At 35.1% G+C, this 17,299-nt stretch carries 19 protein-coding genes and 1 pseudogene; 3 read left to right on the plus strand and 17 right to left on the minus strand.

What is annotated here, in order from left to right:
• Window positions 1–47 precede the first annotated feature (47 nt).
• The 3 genes and pseudogenes from AAGD68_RS00790 to AAGD68_RS00800 form a co-directional block, all read right to left on the minus strand.
• Window positions 48–1,517 (minus strand): cytoplasmic incompatibility factor CifA, encoded by a 1,470-nt coding sequence (locus AAGD68_RS00790; protein WP_341814294.1) that lies wholly within the window; start codon window positions 1,515–1,517, stop codon window positions 48–50.
• 289 nt (window positions 1,518–1,806) lie between these two features.
• Window positions 1,807–2,339: pseudogene (locus tag AAGD68_RS00795) on the minus strand (pyrimidine dimer DNA glycosylase/endonuclease V).
• 20 nt (window positions 2,340–2,359) lie between these two features.
• Complete coding sequence (locus AAGD68_RS00800) at window positions 2,360–3,268, minus strand: Rpn family recombination-promoting nuclease/putative transposase (RefSeq protein WP_264688169.1); 909 nt, start codon at window positions 3,266–3,268, stop codon at window positions 2,360–2,362.
• Window positions 3,269–3,651: 383 nt separating this feature from the next.
• Here AAGD68_RS00800 and AAGD68_RS00805 point away from each other — a divergent pair, with 383 nt between their 5' ends.
• Window positions 3,652–4,605: a helix-turn-helix transcriptional regulator gene (locus AAGD68_RS00805; RefSeq protein ID WP_265045248.1), complete on the plus strand. Its 954-nt coding sequence runs from the start codon at window positions 3,652–3,654 to the stop codon at window positions 4,603–4,605.
• 209 nt (window positions 4,606–4,814) lie between these two features.
• Here AAGD68_RS00805 and ligA read toward each other — a convergent pair whose 3' ends face one another.
• On the minus strand, window positions 4,815–6,722 hold the full coding sequence (ligA, locus tag AAGD68_RS00810) for an NAD-dependent DNA ligase LigA (protein ID WP_341814296.1): 1,908 nt from the start codon (window positions 6,720–6,722) through the stop codon (window positions 4,815–4,817).
• A gap of 239 nt (window positions 6,723–6,961) precedes the next feature.
• Here ligA and AAGD68_RS00815 point away from each other — a divergent pair, with 239 nt between their 5' ends.
• Window positions 6,962–7,723, plus strand: a complete 762-nt coding sequence (locus AAGD68_RS00815; protein ID WP_253308909.1) for a helix-turn-helix transcriptional regulator — start codon at window positions 6,962–6,964, stop codon at window positions 7,721–7,723.
• Window positions 7,724–7,764: 41 nt separating this feature from the next.
• Here the strand turns inward: AAGD68_RS00815 and AAGD68_RS00820 are convergent, their stop codons facing one another.
• The 5 genes from AAGD68_RS00820 to AAGD68_RS00840 form a co-directional block, all read right to left on the minus strand.
• Window positions 7,765–8,118 carry a hypothetical protein gene (locus tag AAGD68_RS00820; RefSeq protein WP_265016460.1) on the minus strand — a complete coding sequence of 118 codons (354 nt, stop codon included), beginning with the start codon at window positions 8,116–8,118 and terminating at the stop codon, window positions 7,765–7,767.
• Window positions 8,119–8,123: 5 nt separating this feature from the next.
• Entirely contained in the window at window positions 8,124–8,933 is an 810-nt protein-coding gene (locus AAGD68_RS00825; RefSeq protein WP_265045251.1) for an ankyrin repeat domain-containing protein, read from the minus strand.
• A 517-nt stretch (window positions 8,934–9,450) separates the two neighbouring features.
• Window positions 9,451–9,780 carry a hypothetical protein gene (locus AAGD68_RS00830; protein ID WP_253308912.1) on the minus strand — a complete coding sequence of 110 codons (330 nt, stop codon included), beginning with the start codon at window positions 9,778–9,780 and terminating at the stop codon, window positions 9,451–9,453.
• A gap of 173 nt (window positions 9,781–9,953) precedes the next feature.
• Complete coding sequence (locus AAGD68_RS00835) at window positions 9,954–10,598, minus strand: hypothetical protein (protein ID WP_253308913.1); 645 nt, start codon at window positions 10,596–10,598, stop codon at window positions 9,954–9,956.
• Between the two features lie 11 nt (window positions 10,599–10,609).
• On the minus strand, window positions 10,610–11,530 hold the full coding sequence (locus tag AAGD68_RS00840) for a patatin-like phospholipase family protein (protein ID WP_265016458.1): 921 nt from the start codon (window positions 11,528–11,530) through the stop codon (window positions 10,610–10,612).
• On the opposite strand from AAGD68_RS00840, the gene AAGD68_RS00845 reads away from it, so the two are divergent.
• On the plus strand, window positions 11,529–12,050 hold the full coding sequence (locus tag AAGD68_RS00845; RefSeq protein WP_264688176.1) for a phospholipase D family protein: 522 nt from the start codon (window positions 11,529–11,531) through the stop codon (window positions 12,048–12,050). The genes AAGD68_RS00840 and AAGD68_RS00845 overlap by 2 nt on opposite strands.
• On the opposite strand, the gene AAGD68_RS00850 is transcribed toward AAGD68_RS00845, so the two are convergent.
• The 8 genes from AAGD68_RS00850 to AAGD68_RS00885 all read right to left on the minus strand — a co-directional run bounded on the left by AAGD68_RS00850 (window position 12,051) and on the right by AAGD68_RS00885 (window position 17,273).
• Window positions 12,051–12,272 carry a hypothetical protein gene (locus tag AAGD68_RS00850; RefSeq protein WP_264688177.1) on the minus strand — a complete coding sequence of 74 codons (222 nt, stop codon included), beginning with the start codon at window positions 12,270–12,272 and terminating at the stop codon, window positions 12,051–12,053.
• A gap of 60 nt (window positions 12,273–12,332) precedes the next feature.
• Window positions 12,333–12,956, minus strand: a complete 624-nt coding sequence (locus tag AAGD68_RS00855) for an ankyrin repeat domain-containing protein (RefSeq protein ID WP_265016457.1) — start codon at window positions 12,954–12,956, stop codon at window positions 12,333–12,335.
• A 53-nt stretch (window positions 12,957–13,009) separates the two neighbouring features.
• A complete protein-coding gene (locus AAGD68_RS00860) occupies window positions 13,010–13,969 on the minus strand; it encodes a phage late control D family protein (RefSeq protein WP_341814297.1) in 960 nt (319 codons plus the stop codon).
• A complete protein-coding gene (locus tag AAGD68_RS00865; RefSeq protein WP_264735751.1) occupies window positions 13,969–14,145 on the minus strand; it encodes a tail protein X in 177 nt (58 codons plus the stop codon). Before AAGD68_RS00865 ends, AAGD68_RS00860 begins: the two co-directional genes overlap by 1 nt.
• A 26-nt stretch (window positions 14,146–14,171) precedes the next feature.
• A complete protein-coding gene (locus AAGD68_RS00870) occupies window positions 14,172–14,516 on the minus strand; it encodes a phage tail protein (RefSeq protein ID WP_264735750.1) in 345 nt (114 codons plus the stop codon).
• On the minus strand, window positions 14,517–16,331 hold the full coding sequence (locus AAGD68_RS00875; protein WP_320109616.1) for a phage tail tape measure protein: 1,815 nt from the start codon (window positions 16,329–16,331) through the stop codon (window positions 14,517–14,519). It lies immediately after the preceding gene.
• Complete coding sequence (locus tag AAGD68_RS00880) at window positions 16,310–16,906, minus strand: hypothetical protein (RefSeq protein WP_320109617.1); 597 nt, start codon at window positions 16,904–16,906, stop codon at window positions 16,310–16,312. The genes AAGD68_RS00875 and AAGD68_RS00880 overlap by 22 nt, the downstream gene beginning before the upstream one ends.
• A 109-nt stretch (window positions 16,907–17,015) precedes the next feature.
• Window positions 17,016–17,273: a phage tail assembly protein gene (locus AAGD68_RS00885; protein WP_264688181.1), complete on the minus strand. Its 258-nt coding sequence runs from the start codon at window positions 17,271–17,273 to the stop codon at window positions 17,016–17,018.
• Between the last annotated feature and the right edge of the window lie 26 nt (window positions 17,274–17,299).

The following is a 17,299-nucleotide window of genomic DNA, read 5'->3' on the forward strand; positions in this document are numbered from 1 at the left end:
TACCCCTTATTTACTACGACCAGAAACACCAAGAGTTCATAAGTGGATTACTTATTACCACTAAGCGTAAAGACGCTTTTTTTCTTATAAGAAGAAACACCACTTACACTAGGAGTTCCAAGCTCAGACTGTGGAACATCATCAACTGGCAAAGTTGTTTTCTTACTACCATGAGCTTTAGATCGTGACCGTAAATTATTCCAAGGACCATCACCTACAGGTGGTAAAATTGTTTTCTCTAACTCAGAGAATAATTCTTCCGCAAACAGACCGTAATCTACATTTACTCTTTTACCTTCTCTACCAGATAATCTAAGACTTTTTATTATCCTTCCCTTAAAGAACTCAAATCTTTCAGGAAAGCTATTTTTAGCAAATAACATTATATCTAGTATTTCTTTTTTCTCTATTTCTTTTTCCTCATCAGACTTATAAATGTCTTCTCGTTTCCAGTTAATTATTAACCCTGCAAGCATGTCCTGTATAGGAACTATACAATTAGAAATATTAACAGAAATCTTTCTGTATTCAATAAAGCAGTCACATTTCCAAATCTTCATAATAAGAGATCTAGCTTGAACATTTGATTCAGGATTTTTCAACATTACATTTGAAAGTGAGTAAAGAAGGAGGTCATACTCATCCTGTGAGAGTATTTCCTTTGAATGATCACCTCGTGCTGAAGCTTCCTCATAACACCAGCACTGTACCAAATCATGAACCGTATCAAAAAAACATGACTCTATTAATTCAGCAAGAAGAGCATATACTCCCTTATCTTTCTGCAATAATTTCTGTAAAAGAGTATCTTTATCGACTATCTTATTTACACAAAAATCTAAAATAGGAGCATCTTTCTCAACAGATTGAACGCGGGACAGAGCAATAATAGCTTCTGTAAGTTTCTTTTCCTTATCTTCTTCTTTTAAATGATTATAAAAATACTCTACTCCTTCACTCCACTTAAGTTTTACAGCACTGTCAAAGCCTTCTACTGCATCATACTTCTTTAATTCCCCAGATTCTCTATCGATCCAGAAGTTGAACACATCACCTTTTCTCTTCATGCTATTTAATAGGGAGTTTCGTATGTATTTATCAGTTATAGGATTACCGCTACCATCAAGTGTGCCAGGAGGAAAACTGTTCTTGTAAAATTCAAATCTTTTTTGAAAGAATGGATGAATTTTATCCACTACACAGTAACTACAAGCCATCTCATATTTGCGAAGTGGATTATCTATTCCACCTATTTTCTCTTCAGTAAACCTTTGACCTAAAGCAGCATTATCCAACCTTACACCTGACCAGCAACCTTCATCTTGGAATACATTGTGCAAAAACTTCAACTTATCACCCTTAAAGTATTTTATGTGCTCCATAAAGTTATCTTGAAGGACTCCCACCCATCTCTTGATAGCTGACTTCCTCCCGGCAGCAACTGTTGGATCTGGATGTTTAATAGCTTCCTGTAATTTTTTGGACATCGTAGCCCGAAGCTCTTTCTGTGTTGGCATTAACCCCTCCTATTAAGTATTTATATAAAAAAGGCATTGTACAGACATTAGAATGGATTGCAATATTAAAATTACTAGAATAGAGGGTTTAATAAAAAAAACGTTATGGCTAAAACTTCTTTTCTTGAATTTTCTCAATATAATCAACAGAAAACCCTGTTATTTCAGCAATAACATCAATAGAAACACCCGCCTTGAGTGAATTTTTAGCCACAGCTATTTTAGCCTGTTTTTCGCCCTCTTCCCTGCTTTTTTCATGTCCGATTTGGATGGCTTCTTTATTTATGAGCTATATTAGCTGTGGTATTGTGTAGCAGATTATCCAACCTGGTGCTTCTCTACCTTTTTCCCACTTAGCAAACCTCATCTTTTCTTTTAGGTAATATTCTCTATAGGCTTCTATTGGATTACTACATTTATATCGATCAGGTAACGCTTGTGTAAAAATTTGTATATCAGCTGATTGAAAAATTAGCAAATCCTTATTATTATCACACCAATCTATAACTTCTTCGGATTTATGCGTTCTTTTGTATCGCAAGCTATACTCTATGCACAATTCTTTTCCATGCTTTATCAACCAATTAAGTTTCCTTTTGAGTGTCTAGCCCATAGAGAACAAGGGTGGTTTTTGTGAGTAAGTTTATATGGAACTTCTATATTCTGGTCTGTGATGCTGACTAAAGGATTTGGCACTTTTAATGCTATTGAAAAAACATTACTTAATAACTGAGCAGTTTCTAATGGCATTTTTACTATATGCTTATCACATAACATTTGTGCCGCAATTGCTGGGTTTTCATCTAGTACAAAGATGTTCATCTAGACACCCAAAGATAGAATTAGCTTAAGTCTTTGACTTCGTTAACTGTAAGACCAGTAGTTTGAGCTATTATATCGATAGAAACCCCTGCTTTAAGTAGGTTTTTTGCGACTTCAATTTCCCTTTCTTTTCTGCCTTTTTCATGACCGATTTGGATGCCTTCTTCTCTGCCTTCTTCTCTGCCTTTTTCAGTAGCATCATCAAGTTTTTGAGCGAGGACAGCCTGTTCATCAAGAATACGTTTTATTTCCTGTTCATAGGCAATAAATTCTTTTTCTGACCAGTTAAATCTATTTAGCTCTTCATAGGCCTTTTTAATTATTACATCACTACCTATTATTTTTTCCAGCTCTTCTTCACTAGTCTCATCTGCATATCGAAAAAAATAAACCCATTTTTCAACTATATTTTCCAACTGATCTTCCTTATTCTTTGGAAATTTTGGCAACTCAATAAATATAAAATAGAAATCTTTTAGATCATGCTCATTAGTGTCTTCATCTCGAATAGTATGCTTTGATTTGTACTCAGATTTATTAGGAAACAGTACACAATCTGCTATAGCAATGAAGATAATTTCCTTAAGGTTATGATACTGGTCACCTTTATCAGCTTGCCTTGAGTAAGCTTTAGCAGCATAGTATTGAGCACGTTTTTCAAATCCTTTAGTTTTAGCGACCTGCATCTCGCAAATGTATTGAGCACCTGTAGAATCTCTACAGAGAACATCAACAATACTTTGCTTTTTAGCGGCGATATCAGGGTCTTGAATAGTACTTAAAAACTCTATATCATTTATTTCATTTTTACCAGTAAAGCCAAGAATATCATTGAGGAAGTGAATAAGGATATCTTTATTTTTTTCAGTACCGAAGATACGCTTAAACGATACATCATTTTTGGGATCAAGAAACTTCGAAAAAGCCATAAGACGTTAACCTAAAAAGCATTAATAATTATACACAATTCTGAAGAAATGTTCAAGTTTTTTATTTTTTTAAGTTTTGAATGCGTTGATGAAAAAAAATGTCTCCCATAGATGGCTTTAGAATGCTACTACGCACCTTAGAGGTTTGGGGTAGATCTTTTTATAACCCACTCATAAAGCGCCTAAAAACCCCGGCAAATGAATTCATGAGCTATAAAGAGCTTTAAAAACACTTATTTTTGGTGCAAGGGCCTAACAAAAGTGCGAGCGTAAGCCTACCATTAGCTCTCACACCTTTCATAATAAAGAGCTTGAAGTCAACATTTTCATGGTAAATTTATGCTCACCTGTGTAATAATGTGTAGTTTATTTCTGTTAGCGGCATGGCAAAACGTACTACTATCTCCATAAGATACGAAATAGCGCAGAATGTAAGAAGCTGGATATTAAAGCGAAAATATACCCAAAAAGATTTAGCAAATAAAACAGGTATAGAATACTATACGCTGCTAAGGTATGTAAAAGGAAAATGTGGCATTCCAACTGAAAAGTTAAAACGTATAGCAAAGGCATTGTCAGTTCCTATTAGTAATCTACTTCCTCCACCAAGAGAAGACAGTTGTTTTGATAAAGATAAGGCGCAAGAGACGTACGATTTCATGGGAAAATACATGAAAACAAAGGGGAGAGGACCGCGCAAGGCAATTAATGCATTAACCAAATTTATTCGAGCTCAAGAGGAAAGTGATGTAAAAGCAGCAAGAATAAGAATGGCAAAAAATATGCTCGAGTTAGAATTTGATGCTGATATTATCTACCAAGCAACAGGCTTATCAATAGATGAATATGATAACAAAGAGCTAGTTGTCTGTGAGCGTCACAAGGAAGGACAAGAGATGAAGAAATGGAGGATAATAAGGGAATATACTCAAGAGGAATTGGCAAAAGAGCTAGGTGTAGCAAGTTCACAAATACATAACTATGAACAAGGGAAGAGTACCTTTTTGAGCGAGGTGGCATGTAAAGCAGCAGAAATATTATCAGTAGATGCTGAAGATCTAATAACGGAAGAAGATTACTATGAAAGTGAAGACGAGGAAGTAGAAAATGAGCTATTAAGTTCGACGAGAGAATTCAAAAGAATTGATAATCAGGAATCAAGAGATGAACTGAACATACTAATAGAATTTTTATCCCAAAGAAGGCAAATTTACAAAGAAAAGATCGACAAAGCAGAGGGGATCAAAGTTGCAAATAATCTGCTTATATTGGGCATTCCCATCGATATTATCCCCGAGATAACTGGCTTAACTGTAGAGGAACTTGAAACCAAATAGGCATCCATAGCAAGAATTTCATATAGAGCTTATGGTTTCAAAAAAGCTAACAATAACACAAAGTGTGCTACAAGGTATGAAATAGCACAAAAAGTAAGAAGCTGTAGGTTAAAGCGAGGATATACCCAAAAGGACCTAGCAAATAAAATCGGACTATTATTTGTGCCGAGGAAATGACGCAGTAGATACAAGAATTGATCGAGAAGGGTTTATTCTTCTCCCAAGATTAATTTATTAAATTTTTCCTCAGTTAAAATTTTAACACCTAGTTCTAAAGCTTTGTGATACTTTGACCCTGGATCTTTACCTACAACCACAAAATCCGTATTTTTGGACACACTAGAGCTAACTTTTACACCTAAAGATTCGGCTTTTGCTTGCGCTTCCTTTCTCTCCCTTGACAGCTTGCCAGTAAAAACCACTATTTTACCGCTGAGCGGGGAATTACTAACATTAGCACTTACAGACAGAATAGTTAATTGATTAGTAAGATCACTTACCATTTCAATATTATCCTCATCAGAGAAAAATTCCTCCAAGGAAGTTATGGTCTCTTCGCCTATGCCTATTATGCTCATTAATTCTTCTTCATCAGCAGAATACCAATTTTCATATGAGCCATAATGTTTTGCTAGTAATTTTGCTACGTGTGGTCCTACGAATCTAATTCCCAAAGAAGATATAAATTTTTCAAGAGTTATGGTTTTTCTGCTATTGATAGAATTCAATAGATTAGATACGGATTTCTCAGCCCATCCATTTAGCTCACTTAAGTTGAAATTTTTGAGTTTTTCTTCGAGAGCAAAAATATCAGATATTTTCCTTATCAAACCAAGGTCATAAAAGAACTCTATTTGCTTATCGCCAAAACCTTTAATGTCAAGAACTTCCACAAAATGTTTTAACTTTCCTATTCGCTGTGCTGGGCAATCATTTCCTCCAGAACATATAGCTATAGTTCCCCAGTCATCAACTCTACTGCCACATTCCGGGCAAATATCAGGAAAAACAAACTTTGGTGTATTACGAGGACGAAACTTTTTGTCCACTTCGACTATCTGAGGAATTGTGTCACCCGCTCGTTTCACTACTACAATGTCACCTTCCCTTATGTCCTTACGCTTGATTTCATCTTTATTATACAGATTTGCTCTAGTAATGATCACCCCACCTACATTTATCGGAGCTAATTTAGCAACAGGATTCAATTTGCCCGTTTTGCCTACTTGTATTAATATTTCAACTATCTTAGTTTTTCCTTGAGCTGCTGGAAACTTGTGTGCTATAGCTCCTCTTGGTGCTTTACTGGTATTACCTAGATGATCTTGCAACTCTAAGTTGTTGATTTTATATACTATGCCATCAATATCATAACCTAATTCATGGCGATTATCGTAGATTTTGTTATAGAACCCCAGCATTTCGTCCACATTTTTTGCTAAGCATTGATGTTCATTTACACAGAATCCAAGCTTTTTCAGCGTATTTAATACTTCAGACTGGGTATTTTCTGTTCCACCAATTAAAGAATAGGCAAAATACTTCAGTGGCCTACTAGCGGTGACCTCTGGATTTAGGTGTCTTAGTGAGCCTGACGCTGTGTTGCGTGGATTTGAGAAATTCTTATTTAATTTTAAAAAGTCGTCATTACTTATGTATGCTTCCCCTCTCACCTCTAATCTACCCTTTACATCAGGTAAAACTTTAGGCAATCCTTCTATAGTTGCAACATTTTTTGTTACATCTTCACCGTAATGGCCATCACCTCGAGTTAAACCTTTAATGAACATACCATCCTCATAAATTGCAGTGAAACTTAAGCCATCAATTTTCAGCTCGCACATTATCTTCAGCTCATCTGTATTTAGGAGTTCTCTGGACTTAGCAATAAATTCTTCAATGTCTTCTTGGCTGTAAACTTTGTTTAACGAGAGCATAGGCACAATATGCTGTACCTTGGAAAACCTATCGTCAGGCGCAGTACCAACGGTTTGAATATCTACCTTTTTTACCAGTTCATCGTACTCTGCATCGGTTATTTCTTGCCTATTTTCCCGATAGTACAACTCGTTGTGGCGTTTTATTTCTTCTTGTAGTTTTAATGTATTTTCAGTCATAATTTTTACCTCAACCACTGTTTCAGTATACAGCGTCAGTTGTAAATTAATTATTAACCATTACGTACGTTTTGCATGTATTTTATAAACAAGATTCTCGCTTTGCTTCTACTTTTATATTCAATATATAATATTTAAATAGAAATAGGAAAGTATTTAATTACGTACATTATGAAGTAGTAAAACTTTAATAAAACTCAATAATACTGTATTATATTTGTTCTGCAATTGTGCAAAAAATGACCACTACCGAAAAGAAAGTTGCTGCTGGCTCTCTAAGTGACCAAATAATTCAAGAGATAAAAAATTTGAGGTTATTAAAAGGATACTCTCAAGCGTATGTAGCAAAAGAAATCGGTGTCTCAAAGAGACAGATGGGAAGATATGAAGAAGGGAGAGATAGCCTTTCGCCTAAAAAATTTGAGGATATCTTAAAAGTATTATCAATTGATGTTGAAGCTACATTTTCTAAATTAATAAAAGAAAATTGTATTAACAGCAAAGATGAGAAAGCATTAAGTGTAGTGCAAAATTTTAAAAAATTTAAGGACCAAGAACTTCGCAATGCATTATGTGTACTAGTCAAGATTTTATCAGAAGGTACTCAAATAAACAAGAGTATAACTGGTACAAAGCCTTTGAGCAACAAAATAAGACAAAAGTTAAAAGATTGGAGGTTTGTACAAGTGTGTACTCAAACGGATTTAGGAGACAAAGCAGGGTTATCACCTCAGCAAATACACAGATATGAGCAAGGAGTAAATGACATATCATTTAACAGGATATCTGAAATGGAAAAAGCATTATCATTGAGTAATGGAGCACTACTGCCAAGATCAAAAGACGAAATTTATTATGAAGATGAAGATACTGAAGGAGAAAAAAAAGTATTAAGTTTTATGAGAGGGTATCAAAATATAAGGAACGAAAGACTACAGAATACCATTTGTTCGTTTTTATCTGAGATTGCAAAAATTTGTGAAGAAGAACAGACACTTTGAGAGACTACAGATAGCAGCGCTAACATATGCGTCAAATGGAGCTATCTTCTCCTTCCCTTATACTTACCCTGGGTTGAAGCTTGAGCTTTTACAAATAGCTCCCAATATCCCTTCTCATCGCCTTCTTCTGCTATCAATTGAACCAAACGCTGCATCAACCCATCATTCAGTATAACCATTTTTGTCCACTTACCCACTGGCTTTACAATATCGACTACTTTTAGATTTTCTTTATAGACCTGGATGTCATGATTCTCAACTTGATCTGTTTTCTTTTCACTCTCTCTCAAATGAAATGTTCTGACGAGGTTTTTGTATATTCCCCTAAAAAAAAGAAATATTTTAATAGCAATAATTAATATTGTACCGTATATAACGATCTGCTCGTAAGACATCTCCACTACTCTAAAATGATTCCATGAAGCATAAATAATTCTATAATTTCTTCGTTTTTATTCGCTTCAGCGTTTTCTAGCGCTATGTAACCTTCTTCAGAGTTATAAGAACATTTCAGATGAACGTTTGCCTTTTTCTCTAGCAATAATTCCACAATTTCTTTATTGCCATTCATAACAGCAAGATGTAGCGGAGTACAACCATCTCTTCCGATTGCGTTAACATCTGCTCTATTTTGCAATAAAAGCTCCACATGATCTTTTTTATTCAATGAAACTGCAAGGAGAAGAGGAGTACTTCCTTCTATATTTTTAGCTTCGAGAAAAGCTCCCCCTTTTATCAGCAACCCCAACATTACTCCATCAGCATATTGTACAGCCAAATGAAGGGGAGATTTACCTAAACGATTTAGGCAATCAATATCCCCACCACATTGCAACAACTTCTGCATAACTTCCAAATGCTTATACTTTATTGAATAATGTAAAGGAGTATCACCATAAATGTTATGGACATTAATATTTTTAGTCCTTACTACAACAATTCGTACTATTTCTATAAACTCAAGTATGGAAGCAATGTGTAGTATTGTATTGCCTTCTCTATCTGCAGCATCAACGTTAGCACCATGTTTGACAAGGAATCGAATGATATTATAAAAGTTCTTTTCTGCAGCAAAATGTAAAAAACGAACACCCAATCTACTATTTATGATCCATTTGAAGACTGCACTAACTAATAAAGAAAAGAGGCTAGGATTTCTAAACTTATAGATTTTCTTTGATGCTTCATCTAAAATCTTTTCTACTGTCATAGCAACCCCACAAAAAATGTGTTTGTATTAGAGTATGCAGCGATAAATGTTTTGAAATTATTAACCGTTGCGTATGTCTTGCATGCATTTTACAAACGTAATTCTCGCTTTACTACTACTTTTATATTCAATAGATAATATTTAAATAGAAATAGAAAAGTATTTAAGGTAATATATGAATATAGAAATCTATTCCTTAGAAATTTGCTCTGAATTTTCTTTACTTACTGGTTTTTTTGACCGCGATACTGAAACTTGCTATAGTCTTTACTCAAGATTAAAACCTCACTCGATTTTTTTCAGTTGCCCATTCCATAACTCCATTTGGGTTCAATGATGTGGTATTCTGTATACATATCCCGTATTTCCTCACAATCATTATACGATAACATCACGAGTCGACAAAAGTTTCTTCATGGTCAAAATCTCTACCTCTTCTTCCGTATAGTTTTTGATCAATTAAATAAGGAGGATCACAATATATTTGCATGTTTAGGAATACTTTTTTTAAAGTCAGCTAAATCCACAGTAAGATTTTTAATTGAGCAATCTTTCTATTGAACTTAGTGTAAAACGTGGGTGTCCTGGCGCCCGACAATGTTGTACCGCTGAAAGATGAGCGATTTAATGCAAAAAATGCTGCAGCAATTTCAACTCTATCTTTCAAGGTGAAAAATGTTTTTTGTAGGCTATAAAACATGGAAGATGTCATATTTTGGTATTTCCGCACTACCTCTGCAAGACAAGAAGCATCTTCTAAAAGCACCTGCCAAAATTTTACTAATGGTTCAAAGGCGTCATAGCCATAAACTTTTGTTCCTCTGCTGGCTAATGCTAACTCCTCCACCTACAAAAGGAGCACAAAGCGTAGGTAACCCTTTTGGAATATATTTATTAATAATTTGAGAAACGGCACGACTCTTGCCACCAGGATAACGAAGAGGAGACTTTACAAGCAAAATTTGTTTCCTTTTCTTTATTTGCTACACTGAAAATATGTCTGCATTAGAAGTTGCCAATCTATTCTCTGGAAATTTGCTTAGAATTTTCTTTTACTGGTTCAATTGACACATCTTGAATTTCTTCTTCCGGCTTGTTTGGTTCAGCTAGAGTTGACTCTTCTTTAGATACTGCCTCTTTAGATTCTGCTGCTAATTTGCGTTGTTTGATAAATTTCTTCAATGTTTTGACTGCGATAAAGTTTATACTGAAAACACATGCAGAAGTTATTGCTAATGCTGGAAGAGGAGCTAAATTGAACATCGGCAAAATTGCCACAATCGTGCCAGATGTCAGTAAAAATGCTAACTTCTTGCTCCCGATTATCTTGTTTTTCTTAACCTTTATGGGGTTTAATTTTTTTATTTTCCCTTTTAGCTTTTTGAAGCCTTTTTTGAACACGTTGCCCTTTTTCAGCTCTTTTTCTACGGGTTTTGCTTTCTTTGTTTTTAAGCTTTTTATTTTCTCTTTTATTCCTTTTTTATCTTTTTTTACTTTAGAGGTCTTCTCCATCAACTTTAGAGGTTGCTCATGTAGCGGTTTTGGCTTATCGTTTGAAATTTTAGCTTCTTGCCCCTTAGTCACAGTTTTATGCTTTTTGGGCGAAACTATGTTTTTTAAACCTTTCTTTGCTTTGTGGTATAATTTCTTTAGTCTGCTTGGCATTTTTATGTAAATTAAGATACGATATCGCAAAATTTATCGATTACTTTTTGATTACCTTCTATCATTGCATTTGCCTCCTGCTGCAGACATTTAATATTTTTAGGTGTTACATTATCCATCTCAGCCGACGCTATTGTCAGTTGTGATTGTATTCTTACGTATCTGTCGTCCATTACGTTACCTAGCTGGTAATTTACTACATCAAGGCTTGATGCAAACATCACATTTAACAGCGGCTTTATCCAGGCTATCTTTCCTAATTTCCTATACTTTATTCGATTAGATAGCCGACCTGTGCCAATTGATACCAGCACTATTTCTTCATTAGGGAAAAGTTTTTTGCTATTTGCATATGCACAAGCCGCTGGGTTATTGGCAAAAACACCGCCATCCACTAGTACTCTTGTATCTTTGTTCACTTCTAAATACTTAGGTGCAAAGTATGTTGGTGCTGCTGTTGTGGCTCTGAGTGCATCTTTCAACTTGATAAAATTTCTGTCTTCTCTCCAGCTTTTGAAGAAAAATGGACAGTTATTGTGAATATCATAACTTGTTATCAGTACCTTGCTTAAAGTATTTTTTAGAATATCCTCACCAAAATACTTATCCAGTACTGATTCGATGTTTTCGTATGGGTATTGTGCGCAGTTAAACCAAGACAGTATTGATTGTCTAAAAAATGAAGACTTGAAAATATATGCTCCATACTCCTGGTAAAGCTCAACTAAATCATTAGCTGAATATTGAGGATTTCCTTGGTTATCTTTCTTGCATAACCCAGCAACAACAATACCGCCTGTTGATGTACCAGCCACCAGATCAAAGATTTCTGCTACCTTTTTTCTTGATCTTTTTTCTATTTCTGCTAGTATTATCGCTGGTATTATTCCTCTTATGCCTCCGCCATCTACTGAAAGTATATATTTTGTCATGTTTAGATATTTATTAGTTCTGTTGACTTGCTCACTTTTATCAGGATGTGTTCCTTGTCCAAAAGCTACAGTTTGTTTTACACCTAGAGAAAATTGTACTAATCAAATAACCAATGCTATAGATCAAGCTCAAAAATCCATATTAGTTCAGGCATACACGTTTACTTCAAAGCCAATTGCACAATCTTTAATTAGAGCAAAAAAACGTGGTGTTGATATTAAGGTTATCCTAGATGAATCACAGGTCAGATCAAAATACAGTGTCATCAATGAATTATTTGGGCAAAAAATACTGATATACATAGACTATAAACCTGCAATTTCACACAGCAAAATTATGATCATTGATAATCAAAAAATCATAACTGGATCTTTTAATTTTTCCGATGCTGCACAGAAAAAAAATGCTGAGAATCTACTGGTTATAACAGGAAGCCCTTCATTAGTTGAACAATACGTTGAAAATTGGAAAGATCGTCAATCTCAATCTGAGGTTTATATACCATTAGCAGAAAAATAATTACTTGTACTTCGAGTTAGCTTTGAATTCATCCAATTCCTCAGAAAGATTTTTTACCCGTTCTTCCAGGCGATATACCGTAACAGTCAATCCGTTGTTCTGCTCTATAAATTTATCATGCATGTGTACCCGTAAATCTAGCTTGGCAAGCCACCATATCGCCGCTACCGTCTGTATTAACATCGTTACAATTACTGCTAATGGTATTTTTTGATTTTGCATAATGTAATAATTTATTGTAGATAATTGTTGAAAATTTCTACTGTGTGTTGTACGTATGATTTACTGTCCTGGCTTGTACTGCTTTTCTGCGTTATACAATAGATCTATAATTTCTCTGTAGGGCTTATTATTTTTATTGTGCCGTAACATTATAACAGCTAAATCCCTTGGCTTTTTTCCCCTAAATTCTTTGGCATTTGGATTTGCACTATTTTGTAACAGGAATCTGACAATTTCTAAGTTACCATGCTCTGCAGCGTAGTGTAAGGCTGTTCTGTGACTTGAATCACCGCTCGTAGAATTGATATCAACTTTCTCTTCTATCAAAAACTGAATACCTTCTAGGCACTCTTTTTCTGCAGCATATCCTAACAACCTTTCTTCAAAGACTAGGGTATTATGAATATCTACTAAGTTCCTCTCTGTCAAAAATTTCACAACCTCTAAATCACAATTTCTAACAGCAATCGATGTTATCTTTTTATAGTTCTTGGTTGCTTCTGCATTTGCTAATTCAGCCTTTCTGTTAGTATCAAAGACAAAGAAACTTATAATAACTGCAACAACAGCACCAAATGCTATCAACCCAGGTATAATTTCTATCCAATACATCCAATTTTGGTGATAATAGCAATCTTGATGATGACAGTGCTCTTGATAATAACGGCGATTTCTTCTTGGCATACTTTTGTTGCAATACTCTGCCTTGCGTATAGCAATTGTTTGTTGAATTTTTCTTAATTAATTCTGCTTATCGCTGCTTCTATTGTAGTTTGGTATCCCCTATTATCTAAAATATGCTCCGCCCTTTCTATTACCCATTCGCCATCTATTTCTTGGCAAAACCCTGATAAGTTAATTTTAGCTTCTGCAAATAACTCTGGATTGCCAGGTATTGTCACGTTTAATTTTGCTTCATTTTGCTTTAATCGTCTGAGCTTAGCGCTTGCTGCATTGATCGCTGATTCTGCAGTAGGATAAAGCTTATATATCGGATAACTTGGTTCTTCATTGCCTACTTTTTCTTCTATGGTTTCTCCTCTTTCATAGCTGTACCATTTTGCTATAACTGATCCATATTTACTACGTACATTAAAATTTACTTTCCAATTTATTACATCTTTAGGTGTAAGTACTGTTGTACCTAAAACCTTCTCTGTTGCTGATTTTCCTCCTCCTTTGGGAATAAAAATTATGTGTCCTCCTATAGGTTTTACCGTTGCTTCATATTCATCTCCTATCCTTTTCAAAAAATTCATATCACTTTCATCTGTTTGAGTGATGTGTGATATAAATATATCTTCAAATTTTTGCGCAATTTTAGCTTCATATCCGTGCTTTTTTGTTATCTCTCTTACTAAATCACCTAAAGTAATTTCTTTCCATTCTTTTGATGTTTTTTCTTTCAGCGATCCTCTTAAGTTTGCTGCTTGGCATTTGACCCTTAAAATCTGTGGTGGACTTTGTATAGTGATCTCACTTGCTGTATAAACCCCCATAGACAATAGCCCGGTCTCTTTATACCCCAGAAAAACTTTCAACTCACCCTTGAGTTCATTACTTCCATATTCAAGACATATTTCAGCTTCATCACTCGTTGTCCCTGATTCATCAGTAATATGCAGAGATATTAAGCTACTCCTTAAGGCCTCTGTAATAGAGTTATTTTCTGCTATTATGTTAAAATCTGGCTTCATTAATCTAAAATTTTTACAACAGACTTCTGTGATATCTTTTGAATCTTAGGCAACTTAATTTTCAACCCTGCAGGCAAAAAGCTTCCATACTCTGCAAGTCCAGGATTTTTTTCCAAGACCACTTCCACTGCTCCACTACTGTAACCATAATGCCTCCAACAAATATAATCCAGCATTTCTTTATCCTTGGTAAAATAGTAAATCACTTGTTGTAGCTTTTTAACTTCAATTGAAACTCGATCTTTCTTGGTAGTCCACAAGGAAGATATGATCTCTGTCTTTCTTCTATATGAGTAATCACAAAGTTTCCTAGTACCTCTGAACCATAAACTAAAACATTTGGTTCTTTGATGTCACGCATATTTCTTAGTTGTTCTAAACTACTATTTTGACGATGTGGATAAATCACTCCTGTTAAATCAATATTCTCAATTCCTGAGCCGATATTCTGCAGTGATGTCTTCTCGATACATTCAATTGTATGCCACCTATGCTCTTTACTACGCCTGAGGCTCACTGGATCAAATTTAAATTGCCCAAGTAACACTTAATTTATTTCCTCCACAACATCAAAAAGAGCCCCTCTTGCTTGTTCTCTAAATCTTTCTATTACTGCATCAGCAATGCTACGGGCGCCTTGGTTAGGCTCTGCTTTCACATTTATGTTAAACGTTTGATGAAAGGTTTGGTTGTATGTTTTTAATTCTTTTTTCTCAAATCTACTTTTCTCAAATGCTTTATCAATTTTGTTTTGATTATCTTCTATGGATTTTTTCTCCTCGATAACACTTTTGATTTTTACATTATTCTTGCTCCTCTCAGACATTTCTTTAATCGCACTATTATTTGACAAATTACTAGAAATGCTGCTCTTAAGGGGAGTATGTATTTCAGCAACAATACTTTTTCTTTTTTCAAATTCTTTCAGTGGACTATTTTCGGCAACCTTTCCAAATATGCTACCAACAGTATTTCCCATCCATGAAAACATTTCTCCGATGGGCTTTATTATCGATTTTATATATTCCCAAAAACTAGCAAAGAAGCTCTTTACTTTTCCCCAGTTACTAATCACAAGTATTGCACCAGATATAAGTAAAGCAATAATAGCTCCTATAGGGTTACTCACTATTGCCGCTGTCAAAAATCTCACTCCTGCTGTGACTGCTGGAATAGCTGATGTTGCTAGGCTCAGAGTCGTAGCTTTTAAAACACTCAGTCCAGTAATTACTGCTGGAATAGCGTATGTCGATAGAAGAGAAAATGCTGCTATTGCTTTTGCTGCTAAACTCCAAGCTGTTCCCATAAATAAACTAAGTATGTAACCACCACCTACTAATAGAACTTTAAGACTTATTAGTGCTGCTATGGTACCCATGATTGCTGTAGTTACAGTGGGATATTTTTCTGCAAATGAGGCTATATGTTCACTTACCCATTTTAACCTTTCAGCTATAGGTTTTAAAATAGGTAACATCACTGAACCCAGATTCATTCCTACTTCTGCTATTGAATTTTTTAGCAATCGCAATTGGTTGGCTGTAGTACTCACACGGTCATTAAATTCTTCCTGCAATGAATTTGCACGTTCCCCTTCATCAGCTAATAAATCCAGCACCTTTTCATATACTTTTGAGTTTTCAAGTAGTAGCGCTATATCATCTTCTGCTCCCTGTTGGAAGAGCTTTAGCAGAATGCCAGCCCGATCATGTTTATCTATTTTTTTTAAAATTTCAAAAAAATCTAGTAGTGCTTTGTGAGGGTTTTCCTTGATACTCTCTTCAAGCTCTTCTATATCTATCCCGATTTCTTCTAGTGTTTCTCTAAATTCATCTTCTTGCTTCCCTGCCGTTTGAAGTTTAACCAGCATACCACTTATCATTTCTGCTGCTTTTTTGGGTTGTTTTCCTAAACTAATGAAGGCGTTTAATAAACCAGCTATCTGATCAACATTCAAACCAAACTGTTTTGCTGCCCCGCCAGCTATCGTCATTGCTGCCATCAGATCTTTTGCCTCAACAGTAGTATTACTTGATAGATGATTTATCGTATCTCCCCACTCTTTTAGATCTTCTATTTTTGTTCCAAAAATTTTATAGAGCTTGCTAGCAGCACTTCCTACTTCTTCTGCGGTCATACCAAAATTTACTGCCATTTTCGATACTGTTTCTGTAAATTCTAGAAGATCTTTTTTTTCTTCAATACCAAGTCGAGCACCACTTGTAGTTATTTGTGCTAACTCTGCAGCAGATAGTGGTATTGTACGGGATAACTCCTTTATTCCCTGGCCAAGTTCCATAAATCCTCTATCATTGGCTTCCTTCTCTTTAGAAAATTTTTTCACTGCCCTGATATCAGCCATACACTTTCAAAATCAATTGCAGCTTTAAATGGAGTTCCAAATGTTAATGCAAGTGCCCCTGTTTCTAGTAATTGTGATTTAAAGTGTGTCCTTTGTGCTGAAAATCTCTGGTATGCTTTGGTAGCAAAGTTTAACTTACTATATTGACTTCTCAGCCTACCTACAGAAGCACCTAGTTTATCTTGATCTCTTATCAAAGACTGTATATTCTTTCCACTTTTCTTAAATTCTTCACTGAGCGCATGTAAAGTGTCTCTCTTCTGTAAGTACGCTGTTTTGGCCTTTATTGCCGATTCCTTAGCCTTATCAAACTGAGCCTTTAAATCTTTACTTGGCTTTGCTGTTGTTTTCATTTGCTTAGCCAAGGACGTTACTTGCACTTCTAAGCCTTTCCAGGATCTCTTGGCAACTAATGTGTTACGACTTAACTCCTTAAATTTTGATACCGATTTCATCGATGCATCAAGTTGCCTTATTGTACCCCCAAGACGGGAAAGTTGAGCACTACTTCCTGCCATTGCGCTATTAAAGCTACCATCTAGTATTGCACCTATTTTTACTGATAATGTTGACATTTAAACTCTCCCGCAGCTTTGGCCCATAAAATAAATTCGTTTATTTCCATCTCAAGTACCTGCTCAATTCCGCCACCTACAACAGAACAGAGCATTAGTACATTTAATCTTAAGTTCTTTGTGTAACCGATGGAAAAAAATCTTTCAACGCTTCCTGTATTTTCATGTAGTCTGCAAAATATAACTCCCAAATTGTTTCTTTTGTTACAGATGCAAGGTTTGCTATTAATCCAACTTCTTTTTCAAAATCACTACTACCGGCACGTTCCATTGCTAGGCAGTCTCTTACTTTGACTGGTCTAAAAGTTAATTCCGAAACCGGAGTTCCATCTACTGTTATTGGGTTATCAAGTTTTACTGTTGTCATGTTTCCCCCTAAAAGTTAATTAAATA

The sequence above is a fragment of the Wolbachia endosymbiont (group A) of Machimus atricapillus genome, from assembly GCF_964027095.1.
Taxonomy (GTDB): domain Bacteria; phylum Pseudomonadota; class Alphaproteobacteria; order Rickettsiales; family Anaplasmataceae; genus Wolbachia.